The sequence below is a fragment of the Nostoc sp. C96 genome, from assembly GCF_059384975.1.
Genome location: NZ_CM182020.1, coordinates 3830267 through 3851184 on the forward strand (window position 1 = coordinate 3830267; position 20918 = coordinate 3851184).

Here is a 20918-nt window from a genome sequence, read left to right on the forward strand (position 1 = left end):
AAAATTGGAACGATGACAGTACGACAACCCCGCTACAGCAAAGAGGAATTTGCCCAACGAGGTGATTATATTTATGAAACTCAGATCAAACCTCAAGTTGAGGCTGGGAATGACGGCAAAATTGTAGCGATTGATCTTGAAACTGGTGACTTTGAAATTGACAAAAGCGAAATTGTAGCTTGCGATCGCCTCGAAACCCGTCACCCCGATGCTCAAATTTGGATTGTCCGAATTGGCTCTCGCCATGTTCGTCGATTTGGCGGACGGACTCCGAGAACTGCATGATTACTGGAGTAGTCAATGCAGAATTTGAACCAATTATTCCACTTTCAATTCGTCGCTTTGATGGCAAAGTTTTTACAAAAGATGCGATTGTAGACACAGGTTTCAATGGTTGGCTGTCGTTGCCTCCAGATGCGATTGCTGAGTTAAACTTGAGATGGAAAAGACGAGGACGGGCAATTCTTGGAGATGGCAGTGAGTGTGTTTTCAACGTCTACGAAGCTGCTGTAGTCTGGGATAGCACCTTGCTAACAATCCCAGTGGACGAAGCTGATTCAGAACCGCTTGTTGGAATGTTATTGATGGAAGGCTATCAGCTAACAATGCAGATTGTTGAAGGCGGTAGTGTCAAACTTCGCAAAGTCAAGACGGTCTAACAATCCCGTTGAACACAAACCGTACAGAGTCTTTTCGTAGAGTTCGAGAAATTATTAGCAGCGGGTGAACGGGGTCGTTAGTCAATGGAATTTTACAGGATTGGATCAGGGAGCGATCGCAAGCACATTTTAAAATCTAACTAATATTCGGTGATATTTCCTACTGTTGATTGAAGACAAATTCACCTCATATCACCAAACTGAATTGGTAAGCGCAAGTATAAAATCAGCCTCAACCATGAACAGACGTAAGGAACTCTTTCGTGTCATCTTGGCAATATCAATCATCATCGTCGGTATTACACATTTTGCAGTACCGCAACCTTACGTTAAAATCATGCCGCCACAACTGCCTTACCCTTTAGAATTAGTTTATCTCAGTGGCTTTTATGAGATTTTAGGTGGTATTGGGTTATTAGTTCCGCCTGTGAGTCAAGCTGCTGCTTGGGGACTGGTGCTGCTATTTATTGCTGTTTTTCCTGCCAATATCAACATGGCAGTTAATCATATTAAAATTGAAACCATCCCATATTCAGATTCACCTTGGGTTCAAGCAATTAGATTGCCATTACAAGCAGTGTTAATCGCTTGGGCTTGGTGGTATACAAGACCTTCAGATAAAGAAATCCAAGCTTCCTTAATTCCTAAATCACTTATTCCTCAAGAATTAGAACAGTAGGTTTTTAATATTATGAGTGCATCACAAACAGTTCAAGAATTACAAGCAGAATTAGTCACCGCAGAAAATTTTCGGCGTTATGGACAAGTGATTTTTGCAACCACAGATGGTAAGCAATTTGATACAGAAGATGCTCAATTAAATCTGCAAAATGGAACTCCAAGATTTTATATTATGTGTCTAGAAAAGCGTGGACGAAAGTTTAATAAAATTACGCGTCATGTAAAATGTACTCAATGTTTAGGTTCTTTAGAAGGAAAGGATTGGTTCATTGCTGTTTGTCCTCCTCATAATGAATTGGATGAACCAGTTTTAGAAGAACTTGCTGCTTTTCGGATTCCAGGGAATTGTTTTATTAAATTAAATGAGGGAACTTGGCACGCTGGCCCTTATTTTGATCATGAAGTTGTAGATTTTTATAATTTAGAACTAGCTGATACAAATGTGGTGGATCATTTCACCCATGATTTTCTCAAGAGTCATCAATTAGAGTTTGAGATGGTGTAAGCTTCTTTTTTGTATCCTTGAGATGGATTAATGCACTTGAGACGATCGCAACCAAATTTTTGAGTCATTATTGCCGATAACTGCTGGGATGCTTGACTATCAAGGTGGAATTCTCGCTTGATTTGCTCATAAGTCTCGCCCACCTGTGTAAAATAACTAGGCAGATCAGCAACAAGTATCAAAAGTTATGGTTAACCCTAAAATTGGCATTATTGGTGGTAGCGGACTATACAAAATGGCCGCTTTGAAGGATATAGAAGAAGTGCAAATTGAAACGCCCTTTGGTTCGCCTTCCGATGCTGTGATTTTGGGGACACTAGAAGGGACAAAGGTAGCTTTTTTGGCGCGTCACGGGCGCAATCATACCCTGTTACCTTCGGAATTACCATTTCGTGCCAACATCTATGCAATGAAGCAATTGGGGGTAGAATATTTAATTTCGGCTAGTGCGGTGGGTTCTTTAAAAGCCGAAGCCAAACCATTAGATATGGTAGTCCCAGACCAGTTTATAGACCGGACAAAAAATCGTATTTCCACCTTTTTTGGCGAGGGAATTGTAGCGCATATTGCCTTTGGTGATCCGATTTGTCACAATTTAGCTGGAGTTTTAGCAGAGGCGATCGCATCTCTCAATTTACCAGATGTCACCCTACATCGTGGCGGCACATATATCTGCATGGAAGGGCCAGCATTTTCCACCAAAGCCGAATCTAACCTGTACCGCAGTTGGGGCGCAACGGTAATTGGGATGACCAACTTACCAGAAGCCAAGTTAGCCAGAGAAGCAGAAATCGCCTACGCAACCTTAGCATTAGTCACCGATTACGATTGTTGGCATCCAGACCATGATAGCGTCACCGTTGAGATGGTAATTGGTAACTTGCAACGCAACGCAGTCAACGCCCAAAAAGTCATTCAAGAAACTGTCCGCCGTTTGAGTGAAAATCCCCCACCCAGTGACGCACACTCCGCCTTGAAATACGCCATTTTGACTCAATTAGATAAAGCACCAACAGCAACAAAAGAAAAATTACATTTGTTATTACAAAAGTATTTATAAATGTAGGTTGGGTGAAGTGCAGTGCAACCCAACATAAATCTCTGTGTTGGCGTTAACTTTGTTTTACCCAATCTACTAGCTTACGCAAAAATTATCAAAATGCTTAATTTATCAAACCACAAGGGAATAAGAGTATTTATAGCTGGAAATCAAGATGATGATTTTAATCCTTGATTTCTCAGTTTTTAGCAAAACCGCAAATTTCAATTTCTTCCTGATTAAAAGCATCCATCAATATCTTACGCAGAACGCGCTGAATATGCAGGTGTTTTCCTGGCTTAACTTTTGTCAACGTCAGCAACAATAAGTTATCCTCTCCAAAATGTTCTATTCCAGCTACTCGCGTGGGTTCTATGACATCTTGTTCATCTAATTTTAACTGCTGTCCTACCTTTTCCACTACTCTATATACATGATCTAAATTGGAGTCGTAAGAAACACTAACTTCTACCCTGGCATATATATATTGCTTAGAATAGTTGATAATTGAACCTATATCCCCATTGCGAATAATCTGTAATTGACCATCAGGATGACGAACATGAGTGGTTCGCAGTTCAATCGCCTCTACAACCCCTTCAACAGTTCTCTCTTCCATTTTCCCAGCTTCAACATAATCACCAACTAAGTAATAGTTTTCAAACAAAATCAAAAATCCACAAACAACATCATTAATTAGGTTTTGCGCCCCCAACCCAACTGCTATCCCCACAATTCCTGCACCTGCTAAGATAGGTGCAGGATCAATACCAATCAGTTTGAGTATAGTTACTCCGCCAGTAAAATAGATAAAGTATTTGGCAAAACTCCGCATTAAAGGAATTAGCGTTAGCCGTTTCTGTCGCTGTGAATCATTGCTATCTGTAGTCCTTAAATAAAATTCATCCAGAATAAAGTAAGCGACTTCTATCAAAACGTTACTAATAAAGAAAACTCCAATAATTTGGACAATTCTAGGTGTATAAGCACTTATCCAAGCAATTGGTTCTATTTCTGGCAGAACGAGATTTACTATACCTACATAAAGAACATATTCTAAACATTTTTTGAAGAGGGGAATTAAATGGCGTAAACGTTCATATAAACGCAGTAAATTGTTAGAATTAGAAAATTTTAAACTGAGCGCATCAAGAGTATCAACAATAGTGGCAACTGCTTTGACAATGAGTAAACCAACTGAGATAGTGAGATAAATTTTTAAGGCAATAAAAAGATATTTAGTAACAACTGCTGGTAGGTACAAAAAGTCAGCACATAAAATAGCAGAAGATATCCAGATACTATGAATAATAATTCTTTTTAATGTTTGAAAAAAAGCCTCCACACTCTCATCATTAGCTTTGATTTGATCAACTTTCTTAGCATAGTCGCAAATCCAGTCAATCCCTTGGCTTAAAGGTGGTACGGTAAATTTAACTAGCAATAGCAAAGTGATAGTTTTTAAACTTGCAGTACATAAATTAATCCAAAATTGAGTAGGAAGACTGCGAATCAGATTAAGTTGAAATTCTTGAACGTTGCCACCGCGATAAATTATAATTCCATTCACACCAACCAGCGCCAGACATAGCACCACAGCAATCAGCATGAAAATTCTGCCAATACTGCGGCGCAAAAAGGTGATATTTTCAGTTTTTCTCTGCATCCAATAAGCTTTAGCGACCTGCTTGAAGATTATGCCAATCAGCCAGTTAAACAGCCAGAAAATGATGATTAAAAATATGACTTCACCCAGGATAATTAGTATATTCATCTCTTAAATATCAATTTTTCGCTGTTCTTTGTTTTGACTTATTACTTCTTTAAGCCTGATTCCAAGTTCCGTGGAAACTTGGAGGAATAACACTTGGTAATCTCAGTTTGCAAACGGGTTCTTCGTCCAGGCGATCGCTATCAAAGACCCAAACTTCACTACTATGAGAATTACCATCGTAGACAACTGTCATTACCCAACTTTGATTGGGGTTTTGGGTATCTTGAGCAGGTAATGGTTCTGAAGGATAGAGATTTTCTGGGAATTTCGCTTCTGTCAGGATTTCAGTGTGGTGATCAAAGCGGGCGATCGCATTTAATAGTTCTTGGCTAATATCTGTGCCTTGTTGGTATGAGGCAAAATATGTATACCGAGAAAATTGCCCGACATTTGGCTGTGGTACATTGGGGAACTCGCAATGTCTGTCTAGCACTTGCTCAATGGTTGTAACTTTGCCTGTTTGAGGCTGAAGATGTATTCTTGTGAGTCTACTTTCAGCAGCAGTGTGAGTCTTACCTGTAGATACTTCCTTCAGGTATTGGTTAGTTTGAAAGTCTTTGTATTGAGCAATATCTACAATCACTGAACCACTAGCATCTAGATAACCGTTGGCAAAATGCCATTGATACCACGGTTCGGTTTCACCACGACTCACCAGAGATAATGTCTGGCGATCAAAAACTAAAATTTGAGTTCCTAGTTGGGGTTGCCACTCTAGTGCATCACTATAGCTTGTACCTAGCAGTACAGGCAAAATATTCAGCCGCACTGGCGGAATGCAAAACACAAGATATTGCCCTGCTAACACAAAATCATGCAATATCGGGATTCCATCAAGAGAGTATGTTGCTTTTTGGGTAATTTTCCCAGTGGAATTGCTCTGGTAAAGATTGAGTTTGCCATTTAATCCAGGAGTGACCCCAAAGTTAAAAATTTCCCCTGTTTGCTTGTCGCGCTTATAATGTGCAGAATAAGTTAATCCTTGATTTAACCCTCCTAAATCATCTTCGCCGTGGGTTTCTAAAGTTTGCAAATCTAAAGCGTAGGGTTTACCAGCTTCCCACAGTGCTAAAAGTTTATCTGGAAGGGCTATCACCGAAGTATTTGCAGTGTTTTTCACTGGTTTGAGCCATTGATTCCAAAAGGCTCCTGGTGCAGTCATACCATAGTTACCATAAAGCAGTTTAGCGGCGGCGGTTTCTTCTTGATAACCAGAGGTTTGTACGTAACGATAAACTGCGGTAGCTCCTGCATCGGTAAAATGAACAGCGAGAATTGCTCCATCTCCATCAAACCAATGTCCCATCAGCTTTCCGCCACGTTCTAGCCGTCCAGGTCCATTACGGTAGAGTGTGCCGCGTAAGCCATTGGGGATTTTACCAAAGATAACTGGCAATTGGGTCAGCGGAAATTCTGTTGCTGGTTTGGCGATCGCACCTGCCCAAGCTTTTTTTGTTGATTTTTGACTGATGGTAGGCATCTCAAATATATTGATAAAACACAGAACTTAATGAATATTACGTCATATAAAGGCTTGTTTACCTCCATATATGGCAATAGTTTCGGGCTGATAAATCATTTTGTGAAAAATAGCCCGAAACCTTGATTATATGTGCGCTCTCAAAGTTATTAAGTAATACTGATATCTTGAACTTTTCTCAATAACTGTTAGTAGAACGGCTGGAAAAAACCAAACTATATCAAAGAATAACAATCTTTTTGATTAAGCTAAAACTTCAGTTTGTAATAGTGCTTTACGCAGTGAAGTTACTGCTTCTTCTGTTTCGACTAATCTATTAATAGCAAGCGCAATATCATCTTCAACCTTTAGCAATTTAGCAGCTTTTTTCACGGCTTTTTGCTCTTCAATTGAGTAATTGTTATCGGCACGAGACATTTGAATTGCATGATACAATAATGACCTTGATTTAGACCAAGTAGAAACATCAACTGAAATCTTGCTCAGGATGCCTTCTAAATCAGCATTTTTGTATGCAAATGTTTTGTATTTTGCTATTATTTCTTCTGGCGCACCAGCCAAGCGCTGATGATTTTCTAACCAATTAAGTTCGCCTTCAGAAACTTCTCCATCGGCTCCAGCAATAGTGAGTAGCGCATATCCGTAGTTAATATATGCTTCAAAGGGCGCTTCGGAAATGCCTAAGTTTTTTTTCAAAAATTCTGAAGCTGGTACTATTTCTTTCACATTAGTCATAACATTACCTTTTGAGGTTTGTTGTGGTTTTTACTTGAAAATTCTGGAAAAAAGTAACACTCACTTGATGTTTTTTAATATCTCTGACTTCTAAGAAGAACGCAAGGACAGTTAAGACAGTTAAGACCTTGAAGATTATTAATAATCAAAGAGAATAAATCAACTTATTTTATATAATTTTTAATTATGAATAAAATTATTTTTCGGTTAAGTAAAGTACATCTTGATAAAAGACAAGAGGCGCTTAGGCTATGGATTTAAGATGAGTATTGTCACTCATTACTTTTTCAAATATTGTGTATAGTCTACGCGGAAAATCATCTAGGCCTATAATTCTTGGCTGCGGTGGTTGGCGGCTTGTAATAATAAAGACTCGGCAAAAGCGATCGCCTCACTTGCAGATTTACCCCCGGCTAACTGCGCTAGTTCTTCGCGGCGTGTATTGATGTTATCTAAATAAGTGACTCGCACAACGGTACGCTGCTCTGTACTGCCGTTGTTAGTTTTTTTACCTTTGCCTTGAGTAATAGTTTGCTTATCAACCCGGAAATGACGGTCAGCCATTGCTGCCACTAAAGGTTGGTGTGTAACACATAATACTTGATGGCTTTGACCGAGTTGGTGTAATTTTTCGGCGATCGCTTGGGCGACTCTCCCAGAAACGCCGACATCAATTTCATCAAATACCAATGTCTCGGCGGAGTCGGCTTGAGAAAAACAAGCTTTCAAAGCTAATAAAAAGCGGCTCATTTCTCCACCGGAAGCGATTTCTGTTAATGGTTGCAATGGTTCGCCAGGGTTGGGACTGAACACAAAGGTGATTTTGTCAGCACCCGCCGCAGTGGGAACGATGGGTACTATTTCCACTTGGAACTGTACTTTTTCCATCGCCAATGGTTTGAGTTCGGCGATCAACCGAGTTTCTAAGTTATTCGCAGCTTGACGGCGTAGTTTAGTTAACTTTTGGCAAGCTTGGGTAAGTTTATCAAAACAAGTTTTTTCTTGCTGCTCCAAACTTTCGATAGAATGTTCGCTATCGTTGAGTTCGGCTAATTCTTGTTGGATGCGTTGGTAGTAGGCGATCGCTTCTGTGAGTGTCGGCCCATACTTGCGGCAAATTTGCTTTAATTCCCGGATTCTTTCTTCTACTTCTTCCAATCGTTGCGGATCAGCTTCTAAACTATCCCCGTAGGCGTTAATCTGTCTTCCTACTTCCACAACTGCGGTTTGTGCGTCTCTCACCAATTCTAATAATGATTGCAGTTGGCTATCATATTCCACCATGTCATTTAAGGTGGCTTCGCTGTCTCCCAACAAGTCGGCGGCGGCTGGTGTGTCTCCGTCGTTTTGATACAAAGCCTGATAAACTTTGTAACTCATCTGTTGTAAATCAACGACGTGATTTAACCGTTCCCGTTCTTGTGTAAGTTGTTCTAATTCTTGCGGTTCGCTGAGGTTGGCTGTTGTCAACTCCTGCACTTGATATGTCAGCAAGTCGAGTTGTTGCAGACGTTCTCGTTCTGATGTGCGACGTTTTTCTAAAGCTAAATGGGCTTGTTGGTAAGCATGATAAGCGGTCGCAATCACTTGACGTTGTTTGATTAAAGCATCTCCACCGTAAACATCCAACCATTCCCGAACTTGGGCAGATTGTCCTACTTGTACAGTTTGACCTTGGGCTGTAATTTCAACGAGGCGATCGCGCAATCCTACCATGAGTTGCCGATTCACTAACACACCATTCACCCGTGATCGGCTGCGAATATTACTACCTGTGGCTGTAATTTCTCTACTAATAACTACTGAGTTCTCATCTATTAAATCTATTTCCTGTTCAGTTAACCAAGCAGCTAAAGACTGATGAGATTTAAAAGTTGCTTCTACCATTGCGCGGTTTGTCCCAGTGCGGATCACTCGACTGGAGACTTTACCACCCAAGGCCGCATCAATCGCATCTAAGATAATCGATTTTCCTGCCCCGGTTTCACCTGTTAAGACATTTAACCCAACGCCAAATTCTAGTTCCAGTTGGTCAATTAGGGCAAAGTTTTCAATTCGCAGACCAAGCAACATCAAGCTTTTCCCCCGTTAGTGCTGAGTGCTGAGTTACCGAAGTTTGCTCAACGGGGAAAACCCCCGCACGCAACTTCTTGCTGAGTGTGCTATTAAAAAAAGAATCTTGAATATGGAGTACGGTAAGCACTCACTGTCTTGACTCAGCACTTTCAACTCAGCACTTAAAATGGAACTAGTACGTCTTCAGTGTAGCAAACCTAGTCTTTGCCTCTGCTGGTGTAAATAAATATTTTGAGTAGTAGTAGCCACAACATTCTTATGCGGAAAATGCTAATTAAGCTGATCCCCAATATTAGGGATGTTGATGGCTAAACATATTGTTACAATACTTAACATGTTCCATTCGACTGGTGGCTTTCTTCATGATGGTTAAGACACTTCCCCGAACTTCCCAAACGATTGAGGGCGAACTACATAAGACTGAAGTCGTATCAGACAATGGTACACAAGCTTTGGTTGTCAGAACGCCTAGTCAGTTAATCCAAAACGCCGAGTATGAAGCGATCAAGTACAATCCTTTAGATGTTGCGGCGCATTATCGAAAAAGACCGCTACAAGTTTTGCAGCGAATTGCTACGGTATTGCAACCAACTCTAGCCTTTGCTTTTGGGGTGTGGTGGGATAGTAAACGGGGAAAAGTTGTTAAAAATGATCGTCGCCGCGCTGTGCAACTGCGAGAATTGTTGACGCGACTGGGGCCTGCTTACATCAAGATAGGTCAAGCATTATCCACCAGGCCCGATTTAGTACCACCTGTTTATTTAGAAGAATTAACTAAATTACAAGACCAATTACCGCCTTTCCCGAATGAAATTGCTTACCAGTTTATTGAGGAAGAACTAGGCGCAGCACCAGAAGAAATTTATACAGAACTTTCCGTTGAACCCATTGCGGCGGCTTCCTTGGGACAAGTGTATAAAGGCAAACTCAAAACAGGTGAAGAAGTTGCCGTTAAAGTCCAACGTCCTGATTTAAGAGAAAGAATTACAATTGACTTGTATATTTTGCGCCGCATCGCTGGTTGGGTACAACACAACGTCAAACGGGTGCGGAGTGATTTAGTGGGAATTTTAGATGAATTAGGCGATCGCATTTTTGAAGAAATGGATTATATCCATGAAGGTGAAAATGCCGAGCGCTTTTTTCAATTATATGGTCATATTAGAGACATATACGTACCGAAGATTTACTGGGAGTATACCAATCGTCGCGTCCTGACGATGGAATGGATTAACGGGACAAAATTAACCCAGACAGCAGAAATTAGCGCTCAAGGCATAGATGCACGTTATTTAATAGAAGTTGGTGTGCAGTGTTCTTTGCGACAGCTACTAGAACATGGATTTTTCCACGCCGACCCGCACCCAGGTAATTTATTAGCCACCCCAGACGGGAAATTAGCTTATCTCGACTTTGGGATGATGAGCGAGATTCAGCCACCCCAAAGATATGGTTTAATTGAGGCGATCGTTCACGTCGTCAACCGTGATTTTGAAGGTTTAGCCCAAGATTACGTCAAACTAGACTTTTTAACACCAGACACAGATTTAACGCCCATTATCCCCGCATTCGCCAGAGTATTTGCTGATGCTCAAGGTGCGAGTGTAGCAGAACTCAACATTAAAAGCATCACCGATGAACTCTCAGCGTTGATGTATGAATATCCCTTCCGCGTTCCTCCCTACTACGCTTTAATTATTCGCTCTCTGGTGACATTGGAAGGAATTGCAATCTTTATCGATCCTAACTTCAAAGTTCTCAGTGAAGCTTACCCTTACGTTTCCAAACGTCTGTTAACTGACCCCGCACCCCAATTAAGAACATCACTGCGAGATTTACTATTTAAAGAAGGCAAATTCCGCTGGAATCGCCTAGAAAATTTGTTACGCAATGCCCGCAATAATGAAGACTACGACTTTAATTTAGTTTTAAATCAAGGTTTAGATTTTCTCTCTTCGGAACGTGGCGCATTTATTCGTGACAGATTAGTAGATGAATTCGTCAACGGAGTTAATGCTTTAAGTAAAAATGTGCTGCACAACTTCACCTACTTACTCCGCGAACGGGTAGGTTTAACAGCAGTTAACGAAACACAAGCCGCAACAGTCGAACAACAACAGACTTTAGAGCATGTGAAAAACATTTTGCAAATTCTTCAAGAAACCCGTGGTTTTGACCCAGTACAAATGGCTCCTCAGTTTGCCCAATTATTAGTTAACCCTGGTGTGCAGCGTTTAGGTCAGCAAATTGGGACGCGTTTGGTGCAGAAGTCTTTAGCACATTTAATTCGGGAGTTATTAGCAGCAGAAGATATTGAACAAATCAGAACCCCAAGAGAAAAAGTTAATGTTTAAGTAGTCTGCAATTCAATTGTTATCCTCAATAACTTAGGTTATATATCTTAAGTGGGGGCTTGGTCTGACATGATTCTCTCCTATGGCCAATGAAAGCTGCTTTTTAGATAGCTAAATTGAGAACGTGTATCAACTAAAAGTTTTTACTGACTGCAAAAGTCAAAAACTATAGTTCATTACCAGGAGCATTATTATGTCAGATACTAGCAAACGCGGCTTTGCTTCTATGGATGAAGATAAGCAACGCGAAATCGCCAGCAAAGGCGGACACGCTGCTCATGAAAAAGGTACTGCTCACGAATTCACTTCCGAAGAAGCTCGTGAAGCTGGTCGTAAAGGTGGCGAAACTGTCAGCCAAGATAGAGAACACATGGCCGAAATTGGTCGTGAAGGTGGAAAGCATTCTCACGGCGGTGGTCGTAAGAAACAACAAGATGACGCTGACGATACAGAAGATACTGAATCAAAGGGTACTCAGGGTGGTACAAGCGAACAGCACGCTGAAGCAGGTCGCCAAAGCCACAAGAACAAGAAGAAATAGTTTCTTGTGAGGACTTGTACACAAAGACTAGTGGTTATAAAGGGTGTAAGGGTATAAGGGTGTAAGGGTTTTTTTCTTCTGCATTCTTAGACCCCTACACCTTTAACTTTTTACAGTAACTGAAAACCAAGATTATTTAAGGCTTCCCGTAAGCGATCGCGTCCTCTTAATGATTCTAAAGTTGCAATGCGCTCTGATGAATGTTGTGACCAATCCCCAGCAATATTCATCTGTTGTTCAGTATAAAACTGTTTAATGATGTCGTTGTAGTGGGCGATTGCTTCATCTTGTTCGGCTAATTTATAAGTTTCCCGATGCAGTACGGCTGATTGCGGTAAGCGCGGTTTAATGGCCGCATTCACTTCGGGATTTGGATAACCCACACATAACCCAAACACCGCATATACAGAGGAAGGTAAGTTGAGGATTTGTGCTACTTCTTCGGGGCGGTTGCGAATCCCGCCGATGTATACTGTTCCCAAGCCGAGAGATTCAGCTGCGATCGTGGCGTTTTGTGCAGCTAAGGTAGCATCAACAGTCGCCATCACAAACATTTCTAAATAGTCTAGAGCTTCGTGGGCAATGCCGCGACTATCAGCTACATAACTCAACCGCGCCAAGTCTGCTAACCAAACCAAAAATAAAGGTGCTTGTCGGATGTGTGCTTGATTTCCCGCCAACTTAGATAGTTCTTCTTTGCGTTGGGTATCTTCGACTGCTACCACACTCCAAGTTTGCAGATTTGAAGAAGTAGATGCAGACTGAGCCGCTGTCACCAAGATTTCCAGGGTTCCTGGCGGTAGAGGATTGCTGAGATAAGAACGGATGGAACGGTGCGATAGCAATGTTGTGAGTGATTCATTCCAATTAATTTCAGAATTAAAAGGAAGTTCACCGTAGCGCGATCGCAATAGTTCTGTAGGATTGCTCATAGGTAATGATAGAGGATAAGTTTAACCTAATAGTTGCACAGAATTCAGTAATAGAATTCTGGCTCCTAAGTTCTGATTTTTTTGTGTTAAACCTTTGGTGAAAATGCTGCATATTGTTCTTTGGTTAATACAGCATCTCTGACATTCACCTGTTTAGGTATCAACTTCAATTGATAATAGGTATCTGCAACTTGTTGTTGTAAATTGATCAAATTGTCATCAATTGGCACTACCCCAAAACTACGTCTACTGGTTGCCTTTTGCATGGTTGCTAAATCAATACCTAACACAGGTGCAAGAGTTTGTGCTACTTCTTCTCGATGCTGTTGTGACCATTCTTCGAGTTTTTGAATTTCTTCTAGAATTGTCTTCACAGTTTGGGGATTTTCCGTGACAAACTTACGGGTTCCTAAATAATATCCGCCTTGTTTATTAATACCTGTGCCATCAACTAAAACCCTCGCGTTAGTTGCCTCTTGTGCTGCTGCATAAAACGGATCCCAAATTACCCAAGCGTCTACACTACCTTTGACAAATGCTGCTCGTGCATCTGATGGTGGTAAATATTTTGGCTCAATTTCACTATATTGCACTCCCCCTTTTTGCAGAGCTTGAACTAGTAATAAATGAGCGCTTGAACCTTTTTGAAAGGCAATTTTTTTACCTTTCAGGTCACTCAATTGCTTAATTGAAGAATTTTCTGGGACAAGAATTGCTGAACCCGCTGGACTAGGAGCAATACCAGCAACATAGGTCAATGCGGCACCTGCGGCTTGGGCAAATATTGGCGGTGATTCTCCTACATGACCAAAGTCAATGCTACCCACATTCATTGCTTCTAGTAGTTGTGGCCCTGCGGGAAATTCAATCCATTCTACCGATTTACCTTCTGGTGCAAACCGCTTTTCTAATACTCCTTTAGCCTTCAATAAAATCAGTGATTTTTGATAACCAAATCTGACAATTTTCGCTTCTGGAGGTGCAGAATCACTAACTGGATTGGCATTACTATTGGCAGAATTAACATTTGATGGTGATGAGCAAGCCGCAAATATCAAGCTCAAACAAAGACCCGTAATGAAAGCTCCTGTGATGGGTAAAGGCGCATAATGAAAGCGGAATTTAGGTAATGAAATATTGCTAAATTGAATGAGCGATCGCCACCTAGCGATTAAGTAGCGATATATCAAGCTAATCATCAAAAATGTTTCTCCAAATCTTTTTAAATACTATAAATCTATAGAGTTACAGTTGTATACTATTAAATTAGGGGAAGTTCACAAAATATCAGGAGTGATAACTTTCAAACTCCCCTGTTTTCCCATATAAAAATCTTGGCGGAATAATTCAGAAGCTAGAAAAAATCCAGACTGAATTCTCTGAGTTCTGCGTTATCGATTACCACGCTTAGAAAAGGGACTCATATCAATCCTCGTTTTATTTTTTATGGCACTAACGGCAATCAGTTGAAGTGTAAAGCCAAGTTGCTCTGGTTTAATTTGCGAAAAAGACTCTTTCAAAATAATGGTGAAGGGATATCGTTGGAAAACAGATGCTTTCCCTTGAGATAACAATGTCCTTGCATGGCTGATACGCACCGGAGATAGCGGTTGTTGATCAGCATCGAGAATTAAAACTTTAGTCATAAGTTAAAAAATAGTTTCAGGTCAAGTTACTAAGCTTTCTTAATCACAAAAGTGCGATCGCATTTTCTCAATCCATAGCCTAGTTATTCCAGCCTCGGAGTCATCCACAAGCTATTGTGCTATCTGTGTGATGTTGCATACTACCGTTTTTCAGAAGAAACATGAGAGGCTAGAGGTGAACTCCAGCACTCTCCTTAGAAAATTACCGCCCATTTAGCTGTGATATCGTGTCCTTAACAACGGTTTATCGAGCGACTTATCGTTGTATAGAGTACATGCAAAAGTTAGCACAGGCAAATCGAAAAAGCAAGCTAATTGACAGAGTATTGTGAATGGAAAAGACCCATAGTCAATCCCTAAGCTCCTTCAAATACAGGAAACATCTGTCTTACAAGTCTGCTAGAGGAGTCAAAAAGGCAAAATTCTTAGCCCTACTCAGGTTATATAAACTTTTGTAACTGAAGTATCTCTATAACTTTCTGGTACAATCTACGGTAAATAGACCGATTTATAGTAGCTTATAAGATAAGCCTTAACAAATCATCCAATAACAGCCATTATCCTGAGTAGCTATATGTAAACTTTCGACTTGAGTTTATAACATCAAATCCTGAAAAATATATCAGGTTAATTTATGTTTTATTCACTGGTGAAATATCAAAACATTAACAGTTGACATAATCACAGTGATAATCATTAAATGAAAAAGTCAACAATCTAACACAAGAAATATTCTAGGAATCTTTTTACAATCAAACCATCAAAAAATAACACAAAAACATGCGTTACAATCAATTAGGTGAAAGTGATCTAAACGTTTCGGAAATTTGCCTCGGCACTATGACTTATGGGCGGCAAAACAGTATTGAAGAAGCCCATCAACAACTAGACTATGCTATTGCTCATGGGGTTAATTTCATTGATGCTGCGGAAATGTACCCAGTGCCACCTAGCGAAAAAACCTATGGTCTTACAGAAACATACATTGGCGAATGGTTAAAACATCAGCAGCGGGATAAAGTGATCGTCGCTACTAAAATAGCTGGCCCAGGACGTGGCTTTAAATGGTTACGTGGAGGAGCAGATGCAATTGAGCGCGATAATATTAAACAAGCTGTAGATGATAGTCTAAAAAGATTGCAAACAGACTATATAGACCTTTATCAAATTCACTGGCCCGACCGCTATGTACCACGTTTTGGTCAGACCATTTTTGACCCCACCCAAGCTAAACCATCAGTTCCCATAGTAGAACAACTAGAAGCCTTTGCTGATGTCATCCAAGCCGGAAAAATTCGTTATCTTGGGTTAAGTAATGAAACTCCTTGGGGAGTCACACAATTTAGTAATGCTGCCAAACAATTAGGATTACCAAAAGTTATCTCCATTCAAAATGCCTATAACTTACTCAATCGAGTATTTGATGGAGCTTTAGCTGAAGCAGTTTATTACGAAAACATTGGTTTATTGGCTTATAGCCCTTTAGCATTTGGCTTTTTAACTGGTAAATATCTCAACGACAAACCAGAAAATACAAGAATTACATTGTTTGAAAACTTTGGTCAAAGATATCTGAAACCTAAAGTGACTGAAGCAGTAGCCGCTTATGTGGAACTAGCTAAACGCCATCAACTTAGTCCCACACAACTAGCTTTAGCATTCGTGCGGAGTCGCTGGTTTGTGACTAGCACAATTATTGGTGCAACAACCTTAGAACAACTCCAAGAAAATCTAGAAAGTGTGAACTTAGTTCTCAGTAAAGAGATTTTGGCAGAGTTGGATGCAATTAACACTCAACATCCCAACCCAGCACCTTAAAAGTTTTGAATTCTGTGATTTGAATTTAAACATGAGCAATTTCCCAGGTAGAATATGACGATCGCCAAAACATTTGTTGAACAAAATACTATCCGCCGTCGGGGTACTGGCTTAAAGGCTTATAATCCGGAGAAAGCCTTCAAAGGATATACACTCTTTACACCACTAACAGGTGATGGAGAAGTCTATCTTTTGAACTTGCAAGGAGAAGTAGTACATCAATGGAACCTACCTTATCCGCCAGGTTTATATGGTTATCTCTTACCCAATGGCAATCTTTTCTATAACGGTAAGACACCAGAAATTCCCCCACGCTTCCCTCTATGGTCAGCCTTTAAAGGTGGTGTGGTTTTAGAAGTAGACCCCAAAGGCAATATCATCTGGGAATATCACCATCCAGACCATCATCATGATGGGCGTAAACTCCGCAATGGGAATGTAATTTTATTAGCCATTGAAAAGATTCCCCAATCTCTGGTTCCGCGCATCAAAGGCGGTGTAGCGGGAACAGAAGCAGATGGTGATATCTATGCAGATGTACTTTACGAAGTGACTCCCGCAGGCGAAATTGTCTGGACTTGGCACGCCTACGAACACCTCGACCCGGAAAAGTTTGTCATTACTCCCCAAGACCAACGCCATGAATGGACTCACGGTAACACTGTCGGCGAACTCGCTGATGGCAATATTATCGTGAGCTTCCGTAATATTTCCACAGTCGCTATTATCGATCGCCAAACTGGAAATATCATCTGGACACTAGGGGATGACGTACTAGCACAGCAGCATTTTCCTAACGAATTAGCCAACGGCAATATCTTGATTTTTGATAACGGCGCACATCGTCGTCACACAGCGTTAAATTTCTCCCGTGTGATTGAAGTGAACCGCCAAACTCAAGAAATAGTTTGGGAATATACAGATAGCCCTCCGCACAACTTCTTTAGTTCATACATATCAGGAGCGCAACGCCTTCCTAATGGCAACACGTTGATTACCGAAGGTGCTTATGGACGCATCTTTGAGGTGACTGAAGAAGGGGAACTAGTTTGGGAATACATCAACCCACATTTTGCAGCTCGTAACGTCCCTGGAGAGAAGTCGTTAGTAGCTCGTGGAGAGCAGAATTCAGTTTTTCGCGCCTTCCGTTACGCACCTGAAGAAGTGCCTTGGCTGTAGAGAAGGCAGGAGGCAGGAGGTAGAAGGCAGAAGGTAAGAAAGTTTTTCTGTCTCTGTCTAATTAACAGATTTGGGATGAAAGCATCTCAAAGCCGGCTAAAAAATTCCTATTCACAAAGGAACATCAACATGGCTGAAGTCAAAATATATAGTGCCGTCGTTTGTCCTTTTGCTCACCGTTCTCGTCTGGTACTGCAAGAAAAGGGTATCGACTTTGATTTGATTGAAATTGATTTGCAGAATAAACCTGCGGGATTTACAGATATTTCCCCTTATGGAAAAGTACCCGCACTGGTGCATGGCGATCGCCGCGTTTGGGAATCTGCTGTCATTAATGAATATCTGGATGAGGTATTTCCCAACCCATCGCTTCTACCCAACAATGCTATAGGTAAAGCTCAAGCCCGCATCTGGATTGATTTTGCAAATACTAGATTTGTGCCAGCTTTTTCTAGCCTCTTGCGAAGTCCAGATCTGCAAAAACAAGAAGAAGCGAAAAAAGAACTCTACAAACATCTAGAATTCATTGAAAATGAAGCATTCGGGAAGTTGTCGAAAGACGGCCCCTATTGGTTTGGTGAATCTGTAAGTTTAGTAGACTTCACCTTTTTCCCTTGGTTTGAGCGCTGGGCTGCCCTGAAAAAATACCGTGATTTTCCTCTACCAGCGGAGTTTGCCCGTCTGAAACAGTGGAAACATGCACTCAAAGAACGAGAATCGGTAAAAGCGATCGCTAATCCCAAAGAATTTTACATAGAGCGTTATGCTAAATTCGCTACACCTGTAGCTGTCTAGCTATCTTCTGAACTAAAAATCATTAGATAACATCGGTGCGGGGAAATTCTAAATTTTCCCGCCTCTTTGATATATATATCGATAGATGATAAAACTTAGACACCAGTAAACTTTTAACTCTGTAACCTGTAACCTATCACCTGCTATGAGTTATTGTGACATTGTGCTTGTGAAGACTTAATAGTTAGTTATGCCAAAGCCGCGTTTTGTCCGTTTTTTTCGCCATCTTAATTGGCGCACCCTCAAAAAAACCTTTGCTCGGACAATCGAACGACGACTATTAGGACTGGCGGCTGAAATTGCCTTCAATGCCATGTTATCTTTATTTCCGGCTATTTTGGCAGTACTCACGGCTATCGGCTTGTTGGCAGAATCTTTACAAGATACCTTTAGGCAAATGGCAACTTTGTTGAGTCAAGTTGCACCAGAAGAAGCACTGATTTTGATTCGGGACTTTGCCAGTAGAGAAATTGCCCATTCTAAGAATAGTAGTTTATTTTCTCTGAGTTTTGCGATCGCTATTTGGACTGCTTCTGGTGCAGTAAGTACGGCGATGACTGCATTTGATCAAATCCATCAAACTCCATCACAAAATAGCCGCCCTTTTTGGCAAGCTAAACTGATATCCTTGGGCTTGACATTTGGTACTATTGTACTGTTGATGTTGGCTTCGTTTTTAGTCTTTGTCAGTGACTTAGTGTTGACTATAGTGGTGCATGAGCATCATTCTTTACTTTTCTTGCAGCACCTTTGGCAGTTGTTACGCTGGCCTGTGAGTTTAAGTATTGTTGCCAGCGCCTTTAGTTTTATTTATCGCTATGGGCCTAGTGTGTGGAATTCCGGTACACCCATTATGCCAGGAGCAAGTTTAGCCGCGATTTTTTGGGCAATACTCTCATCACTGTTTCGGCTTTATGTAGCCAATTTTGGCAACTACAATAAAGTTTATGGTGCAGTCGGGACTGTCATCGTTTTAATGTTGTGGCTATGGATGAGTGCTGCTGTTTTACTCATAGGCAATCAATTAAACGTGATTGTTGGCGAAGATATGCACTACCAGAAAGTAGGAAGCCACGAAGCTGGGGAAAAGAACAAATGAATATTGACCATTGACCCTTGACCATTGACCATTGACTCAGCACTTGTAAATTAAGTATTAGGACAAACTCTTGTCAAATTGCCCAGCAGCAGTAAAATATTGAACGGTTCAACATCAAAGAAGCGATCGCTTGAATGCCTGATTCTTCCTCACGGTTTCCTCAAATTGATCCTGACGCTCAAGCACCTTCCTTGAGGCGGCTGCGCCAGTTAAGTCGCGTTATGGATAAAGCCATCACTATTCCCGGCACAGAAATTAGTGTAGGTTTAGATCCACTATTGGGGCTACTACCTGTGGGTGGTGATGTTATAGGATTGGTATTTTCGAGCTACATCATCTTAGAAGCCGCACGATTAGGCGCTACTAAAGCTACTTTAGGCAGAATGATCTTGAATATCATCATTGATAGCTTGGTAGGTAGTTTACCTGTAGCCGGAGACTTGTTTGATTTTGCTTGGAAATCCAACGAATATAATCTCAAACTATTAGAAGAACATTTAAAAGTTCCTCGCAGTACACACAAAGCAGACACTTGGTTTGTGTTAGTAGTTTTATTAGGCTTATTATTACTAGGCATTGTTTTAATTACAATACCAGTGCTATTAATTAGCACTCTGTGGCGAGTAATAACTGGTGGTTAGATATTAAATTAGTAAAAGAATGAAAGATTGGTGGCAAGCAACTTTTCCGCAAGGGCGACAAAGTTTAATTATTACTGATGCTCAAGGATATCCTGTACAAATTGCTTATGGAGAAAAAGGTACAGGTAAGCCCTTAATTTTAATGCACGGTATGGGTAGCTGGAGCTATAACTGGCGTTATAGTGTTGAACCACTATCAAAATATTTTCGAGTAATTTGTTTTGATGCTAAAGGCTTTGGATTTTCTGAAAAACCTTGCCTGCGTCGAGAACATGATGGGCATCAAGTTATTGAATTAGATCGCATTATTCAAGCATTATGTGATGAACCTGTTGTGCTTGTGGCAGAGTCTTTAGGTGGGTTAGTTGCTTTAGCCCTAGCGCAAGAAAAGCCAGAATTAGTAGCACGGTTAGTAGTAGTTAATGTACCGATTTTCGCCGACCGCTTACCCCATTGGGCAATGTCAATTTTGGCTCAGACTCCAATAGAAGTTTTACAAACAATAGATTCATTACGTTTAGCTTATTTATTCGCACCTCTAGTTAGAGAAATCATGGCGATCGAACGGCGTAGAGTGCTATTTGACCCATCAATTTTGTCCCAAGAAGATGTGCATTGGATAACTTATCCTTTTACAGAAATTCCCGGTACTTTGGTAAAAGTTGCCGAAGATTTACAACTAGCTGCGCGAGAGATTGAAAACTTGCAAAGCAATAAACCGAATATGCTGAGTAGAATTCAAAACAAGCTATCTAATATTGAGTGTCCCACACTAATTTTATGGGGTGATAAAGATAGTTGGTTTCCTGCTAGTCATGGCGAAAAACTACATCGCTGTATTGCCAATTCTCAGTTGCAAATTCTGTCTGATTGCTATCATGATGCTTCAACAGGTTCAGCAAAAGTGATCAATGCGGCAATTATCGAATTTTTACAAGAAACAAATTTTGTTTAAACCAGAAGA

The 20918-nt window shown here is 40.7% G+C and carries 20 protein-coding genes; 13 read left to right on the forward strand and 7 right to left on the reverse strand.

Annotation, left to right across the window (positions count from 1 at the left end):
- Nucleotides 1-12: 12 nt before the first annotated feature.
- The 5 genes from AC504W_RS16285 to AC504W_RS16305 all read left to right on the forward strand — a co-directional run bounded on the left by AC504W_RS16285 (nucleotide 13) and on the right by AC504W_RS16305 (nucleotide 2905).
- Nucleotides 13-285 carry a hypothetical protein gene (locus tag AC504W_RS16285; protein ID WP_015115501.1) on the forward strand — a complete coding sequence of 91 codons (273 nt, stop codon included), beginning with the start codon at nucleotides 13-15 and terminating at the stop codon, nucleotides 283-285.
- The gene (locus AC504W_RS16290) at nucleotides 282-659 is read left to right on the forward strand and encodes a clan AA aspartic protease (RefSeq protein ID WP_494873332.1); all 378 of its coding nucleotides are present in this window, start codon (nucleotides 282-284) and stop codon (nucleotides 657-659) included. The genes AC504W_RS16285 and AC504W_RS16290 overlap by 4 nt, the downstream gene beginning before the upstream one ends.
- 238 nt (nucleotides 660-897) lie before the next feature.
- A complete protein-coding gene (locus AC504W_RS16295; RefSeq protein ID WP_494873333.1) occupies nucleotides 898-1338 on the forward strand; it encodes a DoxX family protein in 441 nt (146 codons plus the stop codon).
- 12 nt (nucleotides 1339-1350) lie between these two features.
- Nucleotides 1351-1845, forward strand: coding sequence for an ureidoglycolate lyase (locus tag AC504W_RS16300; RefSeq protein ID WP_494873335.1), 495 nt, complete (start codon nucleotides 1351-1353; stop codon nucleotides 1843-1845).
- A 187-nt stretch (nucleotides 1846-2032) separates the two neighbouring features.
- Entirely contained in the window at nucleotides 2033-2905 is an 873-nt protein-coding gene (locus tag AC504W_RS16305; protein WP_494873336.1) for an S-methyl-5'-thioadenosine phosphorylase, read from the forward strand.
- A 178-nt stretch (nucleotides 2906-3083) separates the two neighbouring features.
- On the opposite strand, the gene AC504W_RS16310 is transcribed toward AC504W_RS16305, so the two are convergent.
- The 4 genes from AC504W_RS16310 to recN form a co-directional block, all read right to left on the reverse strand.
- A complete protein-coding gene (locus tag AC504W_RS16310) occupies nucleotides 3084-4658 on the reverse strand; it encodes a mechanosensitive ion channel family protein (RefSeq protein ID WP_494873337.1) in 1575 nt (524 codons plus the stop codon).
- Nucleotides 4659-4707: 49 nt separating this feature from the next.
- Nucleotides 4708-6138, reverse strand: coding sequence for a carotenoid oxygenase family protein (locus AC504W_RS16315; protein WP_494873338.1), 1431 nt, complete (start codon nucleotides 6136-6138; stop codon nucleotides 4708-4710).
- Between the two features lie 243 nt (nucleotides 6139-6381).
- Nucleotides 6382-6873: a TerB family tellurite resistance protein gene (locus AC504W_RS16320; RefSeq protein WP_494873339.1), complete on the reverse strand. Its 492-nt coding sequence runs from the start codon at nucleotides 6871-6873 to the stop codon at nucleotides 6382-6384.
- Between the two features lie 327 nt (nucleotides 6874-7200).
- A complete protein-coding gene (gene recN, locus AC504W_RS16325; protein WP_494873340.1) occupies nucleotides 7201-8946 on the reverse strand; it encodes a DNA repair protein RecN in 1746 nt (581 codons plus the stop codon).
- A 365-nt stretch (nucleotides 8947-9311) separates the two neighbouring features.
- On the opposite strand from recN, the gene AC504W_RS16330 reads away from it, so the two are divergent.
- Nucleotides 9312-11303, forward strand: coding sequence for an ABC1 kinase family protein (locus AC504W_RS16330; RefSeq protein WP_494873341.1), 1992 nt, complete (start codon nucleotides 9312-9314; stop codon nucleotides 11301-11303).
- A 193-nt stretch (nucleotides 11304-11496) separates the two neighbouring features.
- Nucleotides 11497-11844, forward strand: a complete 348-nt coding sequence (locus AC504W_RS16335) for a KGG domain-containing protein (protein WP_494873342.1) — start codon at nucleotides 11497-11499, stop codon at nucleotides 11842-11844.
- 110 nt (nucleotides 11845-11954) lie between these two features.
- Here AC504W_RS16335 and AC504W_RS16340 read toward each other — a convergent pair whose 3' ends face one another.
- The 3 genes from AC504W_RS16340 to AC504W_RS16350 all read right to left on the reverse strand — a co-directional run bounded on the left by AC504W_RS16340 (nucleotide 11955) and on the right by AC504W_RS16350 (nucleotide 14422).
- Nucleotides 11955-12776, reverse strand: coding sequence for an NADPH-dependent oxidoreductase (locus tag AC504W_RS16340; RefSeq protein ID WP_494873343.1), 822 nt, complete (start codon nucleotides 12774-12776; stop codon nucleotides 11955-11957).
- A gap of 86 nt (nucleotides 12777-12862) precedes the next feature.
- Nucleotides 12863-13975, reverse strand: a complete 1113-nt coding sequence (locus AC504W_RS16345; RefSeq protein WP_494873344.1) for a sulfonate ABC transporter substrate-binding protein — start codon at nucleotides 13973-13975, stop codon at nucleotides 12863-12865.
- 192 nt (nucleotides 13976-14167) lie between these two features.
- A complete protein-coding gene (locus AC504W_RS16350) occupies nucleotides 14168-14422 on the reverse strand; it encodes an RRXRR domain-containing protein (RefSeq protein WP_096578064.1) in 255 nt (84 codons plus the stop codon).
- A 780-nt stretch (nucleotides 14423-15202) separates the two neighbouring features.
- Here AC504W_RS16350 and AC504W_RS16355 point away from each other — a divergent pair.
- The 6 genes from AC504W_RS16355 (at nucleotide 15203) to AC504W_RS16380 (ending at nucleotide 20909) form a co-directional block, all read left to right on the forward strand.
- Nucleotides 15203-16240: an NADP(H)-dependent aldo-keto reductase gene (locus AC504W_RS16355; protein ID WP_494873345.1), complete on the forward strand. Its 1038-nt coding sequence runs from the start codon at nucleotides 15203-15205 to the stop codon at nucleotides 16238-16240.
- Between the two features lie 54 nt (nucleotides 16241-16294).
- A complete protein-coding gene (locus tag AC504W_RS16360) occupies nucleotides 16295-17419 on the forward strand; it encodes an aryl-sulfate sulfotransferase (protein ID WP_494873346.1) in 1125 nt (374 codons plus the stop codon).
- A 129-nt stretch (nucleotides 17420-17548) separates the two neighbouring features.
- Nucleotides 17549-18214, forward strand: a complete 666-nt coding sequence (locus AC504W_RS16365; protein WP_494873347.1) for a glutathione S-transferase family protein — start codon at nucleotides 17549-17551, stop codon at nucleotides 18212-18214.
- Between the two features lie 190 nt (nucleotides 18215-18404).
- Nucleotides 18405-19313, forward strand: a complete 909-nt coding sequence (locus tag AC504W_RS16370) for a YihY/virulence factor BrkB family protein (protein ID WP_494873348.1) — start codon at nucleotides 18405-18407, stop codon at nucleotides 19311-19313.
- A 134-nt stretch (nucleotides 19314-19447) separates the two neighbouring features.
- Nucleotides 19448-19954: a DUF4112 domain-containing protein gene (locus AC504W_RS16375; protein WP_096578074.1), complete on the forward strand. Its 507-nt coding sequence runs from the start codon at nucleotides 19448-19450 to the stop codon at nucleotides 19952-19954.
- 19 nt (nucleotides 19955-19973) lie between these two features.
- Nucleotides 19974-20909, forward strand: a complete 936-nt coding sequence (locus tag AC504W_RS16380) for an alpha/beta fold hydrolase (RefSeq protein ID WP_494873349.1) — start codon at nucleotides 19974-19976, stop codon at nucleotides 20907-20909.
- The last annotated feature ends 9 nt before the right edge of the window (nucleotides 20910-20918 follow it).